General features: G+C 39.7%; 12 protein-coding genes. 9 read left to right on the forward strand and 3 right to left on the reverse strand.

Going from position 1 to position 18,209, the window contains the following annotated elements:
- Positions 1-89 precede the first annotated feature (89 nt).
- The 5 genes from CLV94_RS08020 to CLV94_RS08040 all read left to right on the forward strand — a co-directional run bounded on the left by CLV94_RS08020 (position 90) and on the right by CLV94_RS08040 (position 7,762).
- A complete protein-coding gene (locus CLV94_RS08020; RefSeq protein ID WP_121375879.1) occupies positions 90-2,897 on the forward strand; it encodes a carboxypeptidase-like regulatory domain-containing protein in 2,808 nt (935 codons plus the stop codon).
- A gap of 29 nt (positions 2,898-2,926) precedes the next feature.
- Complete coding sequence (locus tag CLV94_RS08025; RefSeq protein WP_121375880.1) at positions 2,927-4,438, forward strand: SGNH/GDSL hydrolase family protein; 1,512 nt, start codon at positions 2,927-2,929, stop codon at positions 4,436-4,438.
- Positions 4,439-4,666: 228 nt separating this feature from the next.
- Complete coding sequence (gene atpD / locus CLV94_RS08030; RefSeq protein WP_121375881.1) at positions 4,667-6,178, forward strand: F0F1 ATP synthase subunit beta; 1,512 nt, start codon at positions 4,667-4,669, stop codon at positions 6,176-6,178.
- A gap of 47 nt (positions 6,179-6,225) precedes the next feature.
- A complete protein-coding gene (locus CLV94_RS08035) occupies positions 6,226-6,507 on the forward strand; it encodes a FoF1 ATP synthase subunit delta/epsilon (RefSeq protein ID WP_121375882.1) in 282 nt (93 codons plus the stop codon).
- A 109-nt stretch (positions 6,508-6,616) separates the two neighbouring features.
- Complete coding sequence (locus CLV94_RS08040) at positions 6,617-7,762, forward strand: aminotransferase class I/II-fold pyridoxal phosphate-dependent enzyme (protein WP_121375883.1); 1,146 nt, start codon at positions 6,617-6,619, stop codon at positions 7,760-7,762.
- On the opposite strand, the gene CLV94_RS08045 is transcribed toward CLV94_RS08040, so the two are convergent.
- Complete coding sequence (locus CLV94_RS08045) at positions 7,746-8,837, reverse strand: AI-2E family transporter (protein ID WP_121375884.1); 1,092 nt, start codon at positions 8,835-8,837, stop codon at positions 7,746-7,748. The two genes, CLV94_RS08040 and CLV94_RS08045, sit on opposite strands and share 17 nt — an antisense overlap.
- 219 nt (positions 8,838-9,056) lie before the next feature.
- Between CLV94_RS08045 and bioD the strand changes: the two genes are divergently transcribed.
- Genes bioD through CLV94_RS08060 form a run of 3 tightly spaced genes read left to right on the forward strand, consistent with a single transcriptional unit; the run spans position 9,057 to position 12,182 of the window.
- Positions 9,057-9,674 (forward strand): dethiobiotin synthase, encoded by a 618-nt coding sequence (gene bioD, locus CLV94_RS08050; RefSeq protein ID WP_121375885.1) that lies wholly within the window; start codon positions 9,057-9,059, stop codon positions 9,672-9,674.
- A gap of 18 nt (positions 9,675-9,692) precedes the next feature.
- Positions 9,693-10,964: an adenosylmethionine--8-amino-7-oxononanoate transaminase gene (gene bioA / locus CLV94_RS08055; protein WP_121375886.1), complete on the forward strand. Its 1,272-nt coding sequence runs from the start codon at positions 9,693-9,695 to the stop codon at positions 10,962-10,964.
- A gap of 60 nt (positions 10,965-11,024) precedes the next feature.
- Positions 11,025-12,182 (forward strand): beta-ketoacyl synthase N-terminal-like domain-containing protein, encoded by a 1,158-nt coding sequence (locus CLV94_RS08060; RefSeq protein ID WP_121375887.1) that lies wholly within the window; start codon positions 11,025-11,027, stop codon positions 12,180-12,182.
- 62 nt (positions 12,183-12,244) lie between these two features.
- Here CLV94_RS08060 and CLV94_RS08065 read toward each other — a convergent pair whose 3' ends face one another.
- Positions 12,245-16,000 carry an Ig-like domain-containing protein gene (locus CLV94_RS08065; RefSeq protein ID WP_121375888.1) on the reverse strand — a complete coding sequence of 1,252 codons (3,756 nt, stop codon included), beginning with the start codon at positions 15,998-16,000 and terminating at the stop codon, positions 12,245-12,247.
- Between the two features lie 209 nt (positions 16,001-16,209).
- Entirely contained in the window at positions 16,210-16,695 is a 486-nt protein-coding gene (locus CLV94_RS08070) for a regulatory protein RecX (protein WP_121375889.1), read from the reverse strand.
- A gap of 748 nt (positions 16,696-17,443) precedes the next feature.
- On the opposite strand from CLV94_RS08070, the gene CLV94_RS08080 reads away from it, so the two are divergent.
- Complete coding sequence (locus CLV94_RS08080) at positions 17,444-18,052, forward strand: fibronectin type III domain-containing protein (RefSeq protein ID WP_121375891.1); 609 nt, start codon at positions 17,444-17,446, stop codon at positions 18,050-18,052.
- The last annotated feature ends 157 nt before the right edge of the window (positions 18,053-18,209 follow it).

Below are 18,209 nucleotides of genomic sequence, written 5' to 3' on the forward strand. Positions count from 1 at the left end.
ATATTATTAAAAGCGAGAAATTTTCTCGCTTTTTTTATTGATATCAAATTTATTTGTACTTTGGCTATATAAACTAACAAATTCAAACCATGAGAGTGTATTTTATTATTTTGTCATTGCTATTCTGTGGAGCCACCTTTGCCCAGAATTCAATTTCAGGAGTCGTTACTGATGAAACGAATCAGCCCCTTCCTGGAGTAAGCGTTAAGGTAGTTGGAGAGTCGACATCTACAGTGACAGATGTTGAAGGAAAGTTCCTTCTGAAGCCAACAAAGCAACCCCCGTACAATGTTGAGATTTCAAGCGTTGGTTATGCTACGCAATCGATTGAAGTCAAAACATCAGGACAAAAATTAGAAGTACAGCTTTTAAGCCAAGATATTAATCTTGACGAAATCGTAGTGTCGGCTTCTAGAACACCGGAAAGAATTCTTGAATCTCCCGTGACCATTGAAAGAATGGGAATCAAGGATGTAAAGAACACTTCTTCGGCAACTTTCTATGATGGTTTGGAAAACCTTAAAGAGGTTCACTTCAACACCAGCAGCTTGTCATTCAAATCTATCAATACTAGAGGATTTGCTACGGTGGCTAACACGCGTTTCATGCAGCTGGTTGATGGAATGGACAACTCTTCGCCAGCATTGAATTTTGTTTTAGGAAACTTGATCGGACTTTCTGAGCTGGATGTTCAGAGTGTTGAGTTGCTTCCAGGAGCTTCTTCAGCTTTGTATGGTGCCAATGCCTTCAACGGAATCTTATTTATGAACAGTAGAAGCCCTTTTGACCATGAAGGCATCAGTTTCTATGCAAGATATGGTAAGACCAACCAAAAGCTAGCCGGAACAAATGATTATTATGACTTTGGTATTCGCGTGGCTCACAAATTCTCTGATGTTTTTGCAGCCAAAGCGAATTTTACATATTTAAAAGCGACCGAATGGATTGCTGGTGATGAAAGAAGTATGACCAATGGCGGACTTGGCCATGGAATCAACCAAAACTATGACGGTTTGAATATTTATGGTGATGAGGTGACTACGTTTATTCCAAACGTAGGACAAGTGAGCAGAACAGGTTATTATGAAGAAGATATCAATGATAACTCTATCGAAAGTGTAAAAGCCGATTTCTCTTTGCATTTCAAGCCAATGAAAGATGATTTCGAAGTAATCCTGCAACATAAAGTAGGTATCGGAAGCACCATCTACCAAGGAGCGAACAGATACAGGCTGGAAGACTTTATCATGCAACAAAGCAAAATAGAAATTAAAAACAGAAACTTCTTTGTACGTGCTTACATGACAACTGAAGATGCTGGTAATTCTTATGATATGCGTTTTGCAGCGTGGAATGTTAACAGAGCATGGAAAACTGACCAAGAATGGTTTACAAACTATGCAACAGCTTATCAGCTTTCAAGTGCTGTTATGGGCGCAAATACAACCCAAGCAGCTGGAATTGCAAGACAATTTGCAGACTATAATCAATTGCCTGCTGCGCTTGCTGGCTTGCCGCAATTTGCAGTTCAGCCAACAGGAGGTCCACGATTTATGCCAGGTTCGCCTGAATTCAACAATGCTTTGGCAACAGTTATTCAAAATCCTGACTTGACTAAAGGAGCAAGATTTATTGACCAATCACAATTATACCATGCGGATGCAAACTATAACTTCAAAGAGCTTATTGATATTGCAGAAATCCAAGTAGGTGGATCTTTCAGAAAATATAAGTTAGATTCTCAAGGAACAATCTTTACAGATTTTGACGGACCTATCAAATACGACGAATACGGTATCTATACTCAAGTTCAAAAGAAATTCATGGAAGACAGGTTGAAATTTACAGGATCTATCCGTTATGATAAATCACAAAACTTCGACGGACAGTATTCTCCAAGAATATCATTTGTGTATTCTGCTGGCGAAAGAAAAAATCACAATTTCAGAGTGTCATTCCAAACAGGTTTCAGAAACCCAACCACTCAAGATCAATACATTGGTTTGGATTTAGGGCCATTTGCTTTAGTAGGTTCTGCTGAAGACAACCTTGACCGTTACGTAGAGACGATGAACGTAAGTGTGGCGGGACAAGCTTTAGGAGCTCCAGCTACTGTTACTTTATCAGGAAGAGATGCATACAATTCTGCTGTATATTCTGTACCTTCAGTTCAAGCGTTCTCATTATCTCAAAATCCTGCCGATTTAGAAATCGTGAATATCAAGCTAGTAAAACCGGAACAAGTTAAGGCTTTCGAGGTAGGATATAAATCAGTTACGGAAAATGGAATTGCAGTCGATTTGAATGCGTATTACAACATTTATAATGATTTCATGAGCACTTCTCGTGTAATCAGACCTTATTATGGAGAAGTTGGAGCTGATTTGGCAAATCCAAACGTTCTTTTAGGATTACAAGCTTTATCAAACGGAGACCGTAGAGTATACCAAGTTTACACGAACACGACTGAAGATGTAACTTCTTTCGGATTCGGTGTAGGATTGTCTAAAAAAATCTACAAAGATTTCGAATTCGGAATCAACTACAACCATGCACAATTTGATTTTGACCAAGCAAAAGATCCTTCTTTCATAGCAGGTTTCAATACGCCTAAACATAGAGTGAAAGCATCTCTTGGTAACCAAAATTTGTTCAAGAATTTTGGATTCAACTTTAATGCAAGATGGAGCGACGAATACCTATGGCAGTCTTCTTTTGCCGACGGTATGATTCCAGCAGTAACTGTTTTTGATGCTCAGATGAATTATGCAGTTCCGTCTATGAAATCAGTATTCAAAATAAGCGCATCGAATCTTTTCGGAAACGATTACCTTCAAGTTATCGGAGCAGGAAGAATTGGACAGCAATATCTAGTTTCTTGGATTATCAATCCTTAAATTAAGACTAACGTTATAAAAATAATATTATGATAAAAAATTTCAAATGGTTGCTCTTTGCTTCTTTAAGCTTGAGTATTGCCTGTTCAGATGATGATTCGGAGTCTGCAGAAATTCCGGTATCGCCAGGATCTGCTGATTTTTCAAAATATGTTGCCCTAGGAGATTCATTTGCGGCTGGTTATAGTGATAACGCTCTTTTCAAAAGAGGTCAAGAAAATTCATATCCTAGCTTTTTAGCACAGCAATTCGCATTAGTAGGAGGTGGAGATTTCACCGTGCCTTACATGGTTGATAATGTTGGAGGATTTTCATTAGGCGGAAACCAAGTGCCTCAATTCCCTACAAGGTTGTATTTTAACGGAGTGGGACCTGTAAATGTTTCAGGTGTTTCGGGCACGGCAATAACAGATCAGTTAACAGGAACGTATAACAATATGGGGGTTCCGGGATCGAAAAGCTTCCACCTGACCATAGCTGGATACGGTGCGGCAAATCCTTATTTTGGAAGATTTGATTCCTCAGCAGCAGCTTCTGTTATAGGCGATGCGGTTGCTCAGAATCCGACATTTTTCTCCTTATGGATTGGAGGAAATGATGTCTTGAGCTATGCTATTTCTGGAGGTGTTGGTGTTAATCGCACAGGAAACATGGATCCTTCTACGTATGGTTCTAATGATATCACAGACCCTACGGTTTTTGATAATGTATATAATGGTCTTGTTACAGCTTTGACAGCGAATGGTGCTAAAGGAGTTGTTGCTAATCTTCCTTATATCAATACGCTTCCATATTTCACGACAGTTCCTTACAATCCGGTTCCGCTTGATGCGGCTACTGCAAATCAATTGAATACGCAATTGTTAGGTCCGGTAAAACAAATATTGACGGCTCTTGGGCAAGGAGATCGTTTGACAACTTTAGCAGCAGGAACTTCAAATCCGTTGCTAATCAAAGACGAATCTTTAGTAGACTATTCTGCTCAAATCACGGGCGCTTTAATTGGTGCTGGTGTTCCGGCTCCACAGGCAGGCCTAATGGGCAGCTTGTACGGACAAGCACGACATGCCAAAAAATTAGCCAACGGAAGCTTTGTAGATTACATCTTATTGCCAACGCGTACAATTATCGGAACGCCACAAGCAGGAGTTCCAACTCCTTTTAATACAATTGGAGTTACCTATCCACTGCAAGATGGTTCTGTGTTGACGAATGCTGAAGTAGGAGAAGTAAGAGTAGCTACTGATGCTTACAATATTACGATCCAAAACGCAGCAAATGCAAAAGGCTTGGCATTGGTAGATACAAAAGCAATAATGAGCCAGTTGTTGAACGGAGGAATCCGTTTCGGCAACCACCATTTAACGGCTACTTATGTGACCGGTGGTGCTTTCTCTCTAGATGGTATCCATCCTTCAGCAAGAGGTTATGCTTTTATAGCGAATGAATTCCTAAAATCAATAAGCGCGACCTATGGTTCTTCTATGCCCGCTATTAATATAGGAAACTACCCGATCCAATATCCACAATCTTTAAATTAAGATTATACTCATAAAAAAAGCCATTATGTGAAAGCATAATGGCTTTTTTTGTTTTTAATAATTCTGCATACTTATTGTCTTGCTGCTCATTAAACAGACAATCCTATATTTTTTTCGTATTTTTTTATAAAAACATTATTAAATTTTCATTTTTAAAACTATCTTTGCGCTCTGAAAAAAGAGGTGTTTTTCATAAACCTAAATAGCTATTTAATAAATACATAAGTAATGTCAAAAGTAATAGGAAAAGTTGCTCAAATCATTGGTCCAGTAGTTGACGTAGTTTTCAACGGTAAGGATGTTGAACTTCCAAAAATTTATGATTCATTAGAAATCACTAAAAAAGACGGTACATTATTAGTACTTGAAGTACAATCTCACATTGGAGAAAACACTGTTCGTACAATCTCAATGGACTCTACAGATGGTTTAAGCAGAGGCTATGAAGTTGTTGGTACAGGAAACCCAATCAAAATGCCAATCGGTCCAGATGTTTACGGTCGTTTATTCAACGTAATCGGAGATGCTATCGATGGTTTGGGAGATTTGCCAAAAACTGGTGAAAACGGATTGTCTATTCACCGTCAAGCACCAAAATTCGAAGATTTATCTACATCTTCTGAAGTTTTATTCACAGGTATCAAAGTAATCGATTTGATCGAGCCTTATGCAAAAGGAGGAAAAATTGGATTATTCGGTGGTGCTGGTGTTGGTAAAACAGTATTGATTCAGGAGTTGATTAACAATATTGCAAAAGGTCACGGTGGTCTTTCTGTATTCGCAGGAGTAGGTGAAAGAACACGTGAAGGAAATGACTTGCTTCGTGAGATGTTAGAGTCAGGAATTATCAAATACGGAGAAGAATTCATGCACTCTATGGAAAATGGAGGATGGGATTTGTCTAAAGTTGATAAATTAGGAATGAGAGAGTCTAAAGCTACTTTCGTTTTCGGTCAGATGAATGAGCCACCAGGAGCTCGTGCTCGTGTAGCACTTTCTGGACTTTCTATCGCTGAATACTTCCGTGATGGAGCGGGTTCTGATCAAGGAAAAGACGTTCTTTTCTTCGTTGATAACATCTTCCGTTTTACACAAGCTGGTTCTGAGGTGTCTGCACTTTTAGGACGTATGCCATCTGCGGTAGGTTACCAACCAACATTAGCAACAGAAATGGGTGCGATGCAAGAGCGTATCACATCAACAAATAAAGGATCTATTACATCGGTACAGGCGGTTTACGTTCCTGCGGATGACTTAACGGATCCAGCACCGGCAACAACATTTGCTCACTTAGATGCAACAACAGTATTGTCTCGTAAAATTGCTGAGTTGGGTATCTATCCTGCAGTAGATCCATTGGATTCTACTTCAAGAATCTTGACACCGCATATCTTAGGTGATGAGCACTACAACTGTGCACAAAGAGTAAAAGAAATTCTTCAAAAATACAAACAATTACAAGATATCATCGCGATTCTTGGTATGGAAGAGCTTTCTGAAGAAGATAAACTATCAGTTTCTAGAGCTCGTCGTGTACAACGTTTCTTGTCTCAGCCATTCCACGTAGCAGAGCAGTTTACAGGTATTCCTGGAGTTTTGGTTGATATTAAAGATACTATCAAAGGATTCAACATGATCATTGATGGAGAATTAGACCACCTTCCAGAAGCGGCTTTCAACTTGAAAGGAACTATCGAAGATGCTATCGAAGCTGGACAAAAAATGTTAGCTGAAGCTTAATATTTAATAGCTTTAAGCCTAAAGCTTAAAGCCTAAAGCAAAAAAAAATGTATTTAGAAATTATATCGCCAGAAGCAAAATTATTTTCAGGACCTGTAACTTCGGTTACTGTTCCAGGAATTGACGGAGAATTCCAAATGCTGAACCATCACGCCGCAATTATTTCCATCTTGGCAAAAGGGGATATCAAGATTGCTGCTGACAGCTTTACTTTTCCAAAAGAAGCAGAAGGCAAGTTCTTTTTAGGAGATGACAAAAAATATCATTTGCCTATCGAATCGGGAACTTTAGAAATGAACGACAATAAAATCAACATTCTAGTAGAGTAGTCTGATTTTATTCCAATAAAAAAAGCCTAGCAGTAATGCTGGGCTTTTTTATTTTGTATTAGAAAAGCCTTCTTCCAAACAAAAACAAAAGTTGCTTACATTTGCCCATATGAAACGATTTCCACCCTCTTTATCACACAAAATCGAGCAGCGAGTACAAAGCAATTCGTTTAGGATATTGCCAGAACCAAACGATTTAGTTGATTTTGCCTCAAATGATTATTTAGGATTCTCAAAATCAGAGGCCATCTTTAATCAGACGCATCAATACCTTTTGAATCATGGAATAATCAAAAACGGCGCTACAGGTTCTCGTCTCTTATCTGGAAATCATATCGTTTACAAAGAATCTGAAGAATATATTGCCCAATTCCATGAAGCAGAAACAGCGCTCCTGTTTAATTCTGGATACGATGCCAATGTCGGCTTTTTTAGTGCTGTGCCGCAACGCAACGATATTATCTTGTATGACGAATACAGCCATGCTTCCATCCGTGATGGCATTCGGCTTTCTAATGCGAAATCCTTTAAATTCCAGCATAACGATCTAGAAGATTTAGAAGCCTTGGTTTTTAAATACAAATCCGAAAAATCCGAAATTTATATTGTCACGGAATCTGTTTTTTCTATGGACGGCGATTCGCCTGATCTCGAAAAGCTCGCTGCACTATCAGAAAATAATGGCTGTTATTTGGTTATTGATGAAGCTCATGCCTTAGGCGTTTTCGGAGAAAAAGGACAAGGACTCATTCAGGATCTCAACCTACAAGACAAAGTTTTTGCCAGACTTATGACTTTCGGAAAAGGATTGGGCTGCCATGGCGCCGCCATTTTAGGGACACAGGATTTGAAAGACTATCTTGTCAACTTTGCCAGAAGTTTTATTTATACGACAGCTCTATCGCCGCATTCTGTTGCAGGGATTTTAATCGCCTATAAAAATCTAGAAGCCCAGAAATCAGAAATCCAAAATCTGAAAGAAAACATTCTTCATTTCAATCAAGAAAAACAGCGGATAGGATTAAAGCAAATCTTTGTCCGGAATAAATCAGCGATCCAATCCGCTATACTGCCCGGTAATGAAAAAGTAAAAGCAATTGCTAAAAAACTGCAAGAAAATGGATTTGACGTAAAGGCAATCCTTTCGCCGACAGTTCCAGAAAATCAAGAACGACTGCGTTTCTGCCTGCATAGTTTTAATTCCAAAGAAGAAATCACCAATGTTTTAGAAATGCTTGCTAGGTTTTTATTCTAGGCCTTCGAGGCTTGAACCAATGCGTATCCTCTTCACCGAACAAATAAGCGTAGGGCTCCGTATCGGGACTCAATTCAAATAGCTTTTTCAAGATCGCAATTGTCGGGATGATTAAGATCATTCCTACTACTCCCCAAATGGCACCTCCGATCAATAATCCTAAAAAGGTAACGAAAGCATTCAGGTTTACATTCGCTCCCGTAATTTTTGGTGTCAGAAAACTGCTTTCCATAAACTGAATCAGCGTAAAGGCGACGACTACCGCAAGAGGATAGAACAGACTGTCTTTGGTCAGCAAAGCAAAAGTAAAAGGCATCAGCGCCCCTACAAAAGGACCTACATACGGAATGATGTTCAAAAGTCCGGCAATCATGCCAAAAAAGATAGCATGCTTGATTCCCAAAGCAAACAATACGGCCGTATTCACGATTCCTAAAATAATCATTACTTTTCCGGCCCCGATAATATAAGCATGAACAATCCTTCGGATCGAAACCATATGTTCTATAAGCACTTTATTTCGTTGTTTTTCGAATACTTTCGTGACAAAAACAGCCAGATGATCTCTATAGATCAATAAGAAAAAGATAAAAACAGGCAGAAGGATAATGTTAGATAACGTACCGATTGTCGTAAAAAGCATTTCAGAGATATTCGTATTTCCTGATTGAATGAGCGCCATTATTTTCTTTATTTCAAAACCATTTCCCATACCTATATCAAGCCCTATGAATTGCTCGATGCTCGTATTTATTTTTATGGCAAACTTGTTCAGGCTTTCTTCCATATTCATCTCCACATCGTTTGTGAAGGTCTGCAGCTGCGTGACAATAAAGTATATGAGCCCCAGCGTCAGCAAAATAATAATAAGAAGCGCAATAAAAGCACTCAATGATCTTGGGATTTTCCATTGTTCTAAGCGATTGCAGAAAGAAGTCATCAGCATAGCGATATAACCCGAAACAAGCAGAGGGACTAATATTGCCTTAGCCATGATCATAAAAAAGATGATAATGATAATAAGCAATGAGATATAAACGGCCTTCATGTAAGATGGTACTTTTGCTATTGTCATTTGGTCTAGAGTGTTAAATTAAAGGGATGGTTCTATCAAATTTAGCAATTAAAACAACGGTTACGTTCAAAGACTACAATAAAATCTTACGAAATTCACATGTTTTTAAGCGTTAGGGCAGTATTCATGAGACTTCCATAAAAATTATAATTCAACGGCTCCTGCAGTATCAATTCCAAATCGTACCTTTGAAATATTCAATCTGCAGAGTATACAAACATGAAAATTTTCATTACAGGAATAGGAACTGATGTAGGGAAAACAATTGCTTCAGCGATTATTACCGAAAGCCTTGAGGCTGATTACTGGAAACCCATCCAAGCTGGTGATGCCGACAATTCCGACAGCCATAAAATAGCATCGCTGCTTTCTAATCCAAAGACTAAAATCCATCCGAACAGTTACTTGTTGCAAACGCCTGCAAGTCCGCATCTGGCAGCTTCACTTGATGGAATTACGATAGATAGTAAGAAAATAAAAGAACCGAAAACCAAAAACCATCTTGTAATTGAAGGCGCTGGCGGTATTTTCGTGCCTCTCAATGATAAAGATACTATCATCGACTTGATTCAAGACGACTATAAAGTGATTGTAGTTTCCAGACATTATCTGGGAAGCATCAATCATACATTGCTGACGGTTGCTGCCTTGCTAAGCAAGAAATTGGATATTGCAGGAATTGTCTTTAACGGCAACGAAAATAAAGCGACCGAAGAAATCATATTGAGCAAGACCGGATTAAAATGTATAGGAAGAATAGACGACGAGCCGTATTTTGATAAAAATGTGATCCGCGAATATGCCGACCTGTTTGCCGAGAATCTGAAAAGCCTTTAAGAACTAAGAAATAACAACATGACCCTTTCTGAAAGAGACCAAAAACACAACTGGCATCCCTATACACAACATAAACTGGCAAAGCCCGCTATTGCGATTTCAAAAGGCGAAGGCGCTCTGTTATGGGATGAAAACGGAAAAGAATATATTGATGCGATCGCTTCGTGGTGGGTAAATCCGTATGGGCATAGCAATAAATTTATTGCAGATGCCATTTATGCGCAGCTTACTTCCCTAGAACACGTTTTGTTTGGTGGCTTTACGCACGAACCTGCTGTATTGCTTTCAGAAAAATTAATGGAAATCCTGCCAAGCAACCAAAAGAAGCTGTTTTATTCAGACAACGGGTCGACAGCTGTAGAGATTGCATTGAAAGTAGCCCTGCAATATTACTACAACAAAGGAGAGAAACGTACCAAAATCATTGCTTTCGAAAATGCCTTTCACGGCGATACGTTTGCGGCAATGGCGGCCAGCGGAATTTCTTTCTTTACCGAAGCTTTCCGAGGCTCGCTGATTGAAGTGGTGCGTATTCCGGTTCCTACAAAAGGAAAGGAGAAAGAATCTTTTGAAGCTTTAGCACAATTGACCAAGACGAATGAGTTTGCCGCTTTTATTTTTGAACCGCTGGTGCAAGGAGCGGCAGGTATGGTCATGTATGAAACTTTTGCGCTTGACAAGCTTATGGCAATCTGCAAAGAGAATGCTGTCTTTACGATTGCAGACGAAGTCATGACCGGATTTGGAAAGACCGGACAGCATTTTGCCTGTGATTATCTTGAAAACGAACCCGATATGATGTGCCTGTCGAAAGCCTTGACTGGAGGCACGATTCCTATGGCAATCACGACATTTACGCAAGAATTGTTTGAGGGCTTTTATGATGATGATGTCAACAAAGCATTATTCCACGGACATACTTTTACTGCAAACCCAACCGGATGTGCTGCAGCACTTGCCAGCCTGGAACTGCTTCAGACTGTTGAAATGCAAAAGAACATCCAAAGAATACATCAAAACCATCTTCGATTTCAGGAAAAAATCAACAGCCATCCAAGGGTAAAGGAAACCCGAACGCTGGGAGTAATTTTTGCCTTAGAGATACAAAGAGATGCAGCAGAAAGCTACTACGGAGATTTCCGAAACAAGCTCTATGATTTTTTTATTGAAAACGGAATCATCCTCCGCCCGGTTGGAAACATCGTCTATATTTTGCCTCCGTATATCATTTCAGACAAGCAGCTGGAAAAAGTATATGCTGTTGTCGAACAAGCCTTGGAAATAGTTTAAATTTGTTTCGAAAACAATCTTGTAAGGACTCAACTTTTACAAGGTTTTAATGCTTCTATTTTGCTTCAGAAAATTGCCATAACATCTATATCCTCCATTTCGCCCTTAGGGAGTGCCCCAGAACATATTTGGGAGCAGTATCTAAAAGAGGAGACTTTGATTTCTAATACTACTATAGGAGAAACAGCTGCTTTAGCTTCTCGATTGCCCGACAATCTAAAAGATCAGGTCGAAGCCTTGCGGAATTCCGAAAGCAAATACAAGAACCTAGACGATTCTGTCTTATATGCTATTCTTGCTTCCCGAAAGGCGATAGAAAATGCCGGATGGAAAGAGGGAGATGATTTCGGAATCAATATCGGTTCTTCGAGAGGGGCTACCCAGTTATTCGAAAAGCATTTTCAAGAATTTTTAGAAACAGGAAAGACGCATACGCTGGCTTCTCCGACGACTACGTTGGGCAATATCTCATCATGGGTCGCCCACGACTTAAACAGCCAGGGACCAGAAATTTCACATTCCATCACTTGCTCGACTGCTTTGCATGCTTTGCTGAACGGCATTGCATGGCTGCGTTCCGGAATGGCAGCTAAGTTTTTAGTAGGCGGCAGCGAAGCGCCGCTGACTCCTTTTACGATTGCGCAGATGAATGCTTTAAAGATCTATTCCAAAAGCACAGCTCCGTTTCCGTGTCGTGCTTTTGACAGGCAGAAAACTCAAAACTCAATGGTATTGGGAGAAGGAGCTTCTGTGGCTTGTTTAGAGGTAGGCGAAAGCCAAAACGCTTTGGCCTATATTGAAGGAATTGGCTTTGCAACCGAAATTTTAGAACACAGCATTTCTATTTCTGCAGAAGCGCAATGCTTCCAGAAATCTATGAAAATGGCTTTGGGGGAAATAGATTCTAGCGAGATTGATGCTATCGTTATGCATGCGCCGGGAACTATAAAAGGGGATTCGTCGGAACTGAAAGCTATCGAATTGCTGTTCGGCGACAACCTTCCGATGCTGACTACCAACAAATGGAAGATAGGGCATACGTTTGGCGCTTCGGGCATGTTAAATGTAGAGCTGGCCATCTTGATGCTGCAGCATCAGAAATTTATCAAAGTTCCTTTTGCGGAGGCGCAACAAGAACGAAAATCCATCCGCAAGGTATTGATCAATGCTGTCGGTTTTGGCGGCAATGCAGTCAGCATAGTACTGGCAAAATCGTAGGCATAAAAAAAATCCCATAAACAAGATTATTGCTTATGGGATTTGAAGTGAATTAACTAGTCTTAATTCATGATTACTTTTTTAGATACCGTTACATTGTTATCCAAAGTTATTTTTGCTACCACAACTTGAGTTCCTACATTAATTCCTGTAGTTGTGAATTCGTTGCTGTTGATTCCTTTTTTAGTAAAGATTTCTTTTCCAGTCAAGTCAAATACTTGAACGTTGTCGATTGTAAAGTGGTCTGCTTTGATTGCAATCTGACCGCCGTTTTTGTATACTACGATATCATTTGCATCTACAACAGGAGTATCTACACCTAAAGACTCATTAACATAGCGGATTTCAAATCTTGAGTTGAATGTTCCTGCTGCTGTCGTGAATGTATATCTGTCATTCTTGATGTTGTGTACCGTTCCTGTAAGTCTGTCTACTAAGAATACTTTTTGGTCTTCAAACAAACCGTCAACACTTTCGATACCGATGCTGTAATCACCTGCCGCAGCGGCCATGAATCCTAATGGCACTACATCTGTATTGCTGAAAGGCAATGCTCTTCCTTGGATAACCAATTTGTTTGCATCAAGCATAGAGTATAGCGCAGTTCCAGAAGCATACGTCATTCCGTCGTAAGCATCATCAAGGTTGTTTGTAGCTCCGTCGATATAGCCTACCAAAATCTCATTATAAGCACCAGCTGAATTCGTAATGTTCAACCACAATCTGTGTTTTTCGATTGCTGTTGGTTGCTCTTCGCCAGCTTCTTCTTCGCTGCTTTGTGTTACAGGACGTGTTGGGCTGCTCGTTCTTAAGAATTGATCGTTAGTTCCAGTTTGAGCTACTCTCATTGCGTTATTGAAAACGATAGTACCGTTTACTTTTCCTTCAACAAAGAATCCTTGGCCAGAAGCAATGTTTCCTTTGTGTTTGTTTCCAGAATTGTTTCCACAAGTCGTACAGTTGTTTGTTTCTCCAATTCCTGTTGCTCCCGTCGCATTATACGAAATGTAGCTTGCAGGATTGTAGTTGTACACTCCGTTTGCATCTGGAGTAGAGCTTACTGCAATATTATGTGTCCAGAAATAGAATGTTCCTTTAATTACGCCTTTGTTTGCTTCATAAAACTTATCCGCGCTGATAGCTGATGGATATGGATTTCCGATCAAGTTTGATTTTAATGTCGCACCGATCTTGATGTCAAGTGTTTTTTGTCCGTTGTTTGGCGCGCCAGCAAATTGCGTTTGGAAAACAGCAGGAGCTGTAGTTGAATATTGCTGAGGCGCTCTAACGATATAACCTTTTCCAGTCTGCATTTGAGCCGCTCCGTTCATTTCTGTAACCCATCCGTTTCCGGCAGCATTATAGCTTAGGTATTTATCAGCTAATGTGTTTGGAGAAAGATCATGCAATGTCCAGTCTGCAGCAGCAACAGGAGAAGACCAGTACGTAAAGTCATAACGAGTCACAGGAGTCGTGTTTCTTTTTACGATTATCTTTCCACTGTTAGCAGCGTTGTCATTAACTTGAACGATGCTTGCGTTATTTTCTACTACTACATTAGCAGTAGGAGCTACTACTAATTCATTTTTGATGATCAGGTTTACGCCTGAGTTTATTTTCAAGTTTTTGTTTGCGCTAACTGTGCAAGAACAAACCGTTACGCTTTCGCTTAATTGCAAATCGCCGTTGATTACAATTGCAGCACCTTCAGGAGAAGTACTCCAAGAAGTTCCGTTATAGGTTGCATTGACAGCAGTTAAAGATACTTTTACGTTAGCATAACCGCCTACTTCTCTTGTTACTACTTCGATAGTCGAATTGCTGTCAAGAGCAAAGATTCCTACAGATGTTGGAGTAGGGTTTTCACCGCTCCATCCTGCGTTGTAGAAAACAGATGTTCCGTTGATGTATACTCTAGTTTCATCATCCCAATTGTCCATGTTGATTTGGTATTTTCCGCAAGGGAAACCTTTTCTTTTGTGAACCATTGTGAAATCGTCAACTTGAACAGCACATCCTACCCATCCTGAAGAATATGATGGAGAAGTTTCTTTATTCCATCCATTGTTTGCCGTATCTTGTGTGTTTACGCCTAAAGTGTTTTGTACATAGTATCCAGCATAGTAAGATAAAGCGGGAGTCATGCTGCCTGTATTATAACCGTATACGTTCCATGTGTTGTTTCCGAAAGCTGTCGGATCTCCAGAAGGCGTAGTTATTGTTACCGTTGTCGTAGCAGCTGCAGTTGGAGTCGAACATGGCGTTGCATTGATTCTTCTTACCCAGTAGGTTGTTGTAGCCGTTGGAGAAACAGTGATTGAAGCACCAGTTCCAGAAAGTATGTTAGAACCTACAGTTCCAGTTCCCCATTGGTACGTTGATCCTGTACCGCCAGTAGCTGTTAATGTTACCGAACCTCCGCCACATAATGTTGTAGCTCCGCTGATTGATGTTGGAGCTGTTGCTGTTGCAGTAGCTACCGTAATTTGTAATGTGATTCCTGTTGTTGTAAAGTTACATGGAGCAGCACCTACTCTTCTTACCCAGTACGTTGTTGTAGCTGTTGGAGAAACAGTAATTGAAGCCGTAGTTCCAGAGATTACGTTTGAACCTACAACAGTTCCAGTTCCCCACTCGTAGGTACTAGTATTAGCTGAACCACCACCTGCTGTCAAAGTAACAGAATTGCCAGAACAGATTGTATTGTTTGTTGCGTTTGAAGTTAACGTTGTTGGAGCTGTTGGAGAGTTCGCACAAGTGTAATCAAAAGACACTTGAGAATCTGCACCTCTTTCGTAATATTCCAAAACAAAAGTAACATTCGTAGTAGAAGCAAACGTTTTTGTTGTTGATCCTGTTGTATATCCGTGATCTGACCAGTCGCTGATTGAATATCCAGATTCGCCGTTAATTTTTAATCTATAACCGTCGTCACCACCCACTGTAAAAGTATATGTACCTGCTGGGAAGCTTTTGGTCATTTTATAAGAAGTATAGAAATTGTCTGTTGGCTGTTGGCAAAGAACAGTTGTTAGTCCAGATACCGCACCGCTACCTACATTTCTGTTGAATGTTGCATTTTCTGTAACATACCCTAAATACGTTGTAGCTGCTGGTGTTCCAGAATAAGAATACACATAACCTCTCCAGAAATCAGTTGGCGAAAGCGCAGGGTTTCCTTGTGGTGTACAAGCTGTAGTAACTGTTCCTGTAATTATTGGTCCAGAAGCATTGTGAGATGCTGGCGCACTATCGTTGTAACCGTGTCTGATTCTGATTCTAGGTCCAGACCATCCGTTTGTTCTTCCGTAAAATGTTATTCTGATGTATATTGTCTCATTAGCTAATACGCTGATACCCGTTAAAGGAACTGATACGCTGTTGAAGTTGGTATTGCTAGTGTTTAAGTTAGTGTTAGTATAAAGCACTGTTCCGTTAGAAGGAAAGCTTGCGTCTTTTGAGTAGTACACTTGCATTCTTGAAGGACCGCCATTATCATAATTTTGATATTCAAAATTATATTGGCTTAAGTCAACCTTTTGTCCGCTGTTTGCTGTCATTGATACTTGAATGTATCTTGAGTAGTCAGGAGAAGTACTAGTAGGCCATGAATCTGCATTAAAAGCATTTCCATTGCTTCCCCAGTTGTCAACGAAGAAATTTACGTTAGATGATCCGGTAATGTTTCCAGCTGTAATATTAGAAGCAATTAGATAAGGATTGGCTTGTTTATTTGCTCCATCCCAACGCACTAATGATACTTGTGAGAAACCAAAAACAGGTAGTAATAAAACGAGTAACAATAACAATTTTTTCATAGGTTAAGTGTCTTTATTCTGATAGGGTGAGGCAAATGTATGTCCAGCCTATGCATCAAAAGAAGCTTTTAAGTGCCTATTTTTCAGGTTTTCGATGACGTGTATTTTTTCATCGGCGAAATGCAGAAATCAACGAAAACGTTTTCGTAAAAATTGTAGGAAAAATATGTTTTTTTTAAAAAAAAGGTATAGAAATGGTGTGCTAAGCTCTAGCCCAATTTTTCTAATTCGATCGCTTTTTCATAAATCAGATTGCTTTCAAAACCTTTTCGAAGGAAAAAATCGCAGAACTTTTTGCGCTTTTTTAAGGTATTTTTTTCAGAAATCGTATCCCAGAATTTTTCGGCAGCCAAATCAAAAGTGTCGAAATATTCGTCTTGTATTTCTTTAAGTGCCGTATCGATATTGTATTTGGATATGTGTCTTGATTTCAACTCATTAACGATTCTGATTTTCCCCCAATGTTTGATGCGGTGTTTTCCGCGGGCAAAACTGCAGGCAAAACGCTCTTCGTTCAAGAAATTGTTCTCGATCAGGTGTACAATAACGGAGTCGATTACGGTCTGTGAGGTAGTAAACGTTTTTAGCTTTTGGATAACTTCTTCGTGACAGCGCTCCTGATAGGCACAATAAATTTCTGCCTTTTTGGTGATTTCTTCTAGAGAGAAGCTTTTCTGTTCTGGTTTTTGGCGCATTACGAAATAAGTTTAGCTGGCTATAAAAGTATAAAAAAGGCGCTTTAGAAAAGCATAAAAAACCAAGCAGCAGCTCTTATGTGCTGTTTTGGTTTTTAGGCATTCTAACAAATCCTGTCCAAATTTCACCAAATTTTACCCAAGTCAAAAAAACAGTTACACCAAAAAACCGACCACTTACGCCCGTATTTGACCACTTATTACTTTTCGGTTGCGTTTTTAGCATCGAACTTTTAGTATTGTATTAAGAAAACAGAAGTAACCCGACTTTGGTTTGCTTCGCAAAAAAGAAATCGTAGATGGAGCTATTGATCATAACATACAGAAAAATGAGCATTACAGTCTGTCGATTCAGCGTACATAGAACGGATGTTGTCCTGCAATTACAAAATGTCATGTTGCAAAAAGTTGCCGCAATCAACATCAGGCAGATGCTAGCAACAATTGCAAAATGCAATCTAGCAAAGAGCTTTTGTAATACAACATTAGACAAAAGTAAAACAACAACTATAAAACAGCATGCACAAAAGGTTTTGTATGACTACATCTGGCCAATGTAATATAACAATTGCAAAATGTAATCTAGCAAAAATCTTTTGTAAACAGCGCCAAGCAGATGTAATGCTGCAATTGCAAATAGTAGAGAGCAAAAAGCTTTTTTATGCCGTATCAGGCTGATTTTGTGCTGCATTATAAGAGATCATACGGAGTTTCAGAAATTTTATACTAACATTAAAAATTAATCATTATGACGAAGATTAAAATTATCACATCGTTCAGCAGATATAGTGATGCTGACCTAGAACAAAAGGCAGAACTGATTGTAGACAGCATGACCGGCAATGTCAATTTCGCTAATCCGGTGCCTTCTCTTGCCAAACTGCAGGCGGCCACTACCGCTTTTGATACTGCCATCATCAAGGCCAAAGAAGGCGGCAAGACAGAACAGCTGGCCCGAAATCTCAAAAGAGAAGAGCTGACTGGGCTGTTAGAAAAGCTGGCGCTCTATGTACAGATAGAAGCCGATGGCAACGATGCTGTATTGGCCAGCTCTGGCTTCTCGCTTAGTAAGATTCGTAATGTAGTAGGTACTTTGCCGAAACCGCAAAACTTTGCCCTACATGTAGAAAATGTAGGCAAGATAAAGCTAAGCCTAAAGCCTGTTCGCGGCGCAAAAAGCTACCTGTATGAATACCGCAAAAAGGGCGAAGAAGTATGGGACATTATGGTGTATACCAAAACCACACTCGTGCTTACGGAACTCGAAAGCGGCCAGATGTATGAATTTAGGGTTGCTCCCGTGGGCAGTTCGACCGAAAAGACATATAGCGATGTGCTAAGCAGTTATATTTTATAGTTTAGAGTGGATAGTTGGAAGTGGATAGTGGATAGTTTATAGTGGGGAGTGGGTAGTTTATAGAGGGTTGTTGCTTTGAAGATGTTTTTGGTTTTGTAGGTTGCTTATTCTGTTTTGCAGCTTCTAGTTCACTCCTTTATGACTTTTCAACTTTCAA

This window comes from Flavobacterium endophyticum (assembly GCF_003634455.1).
GTDB classification, from domain to species: domain Bacteria; phylum Bacteroidota; class Bacteroidia; order Flavobacteriales; family Flavobacteriaceae; genus Flavobacterium; species Flavobacterium endophyticum.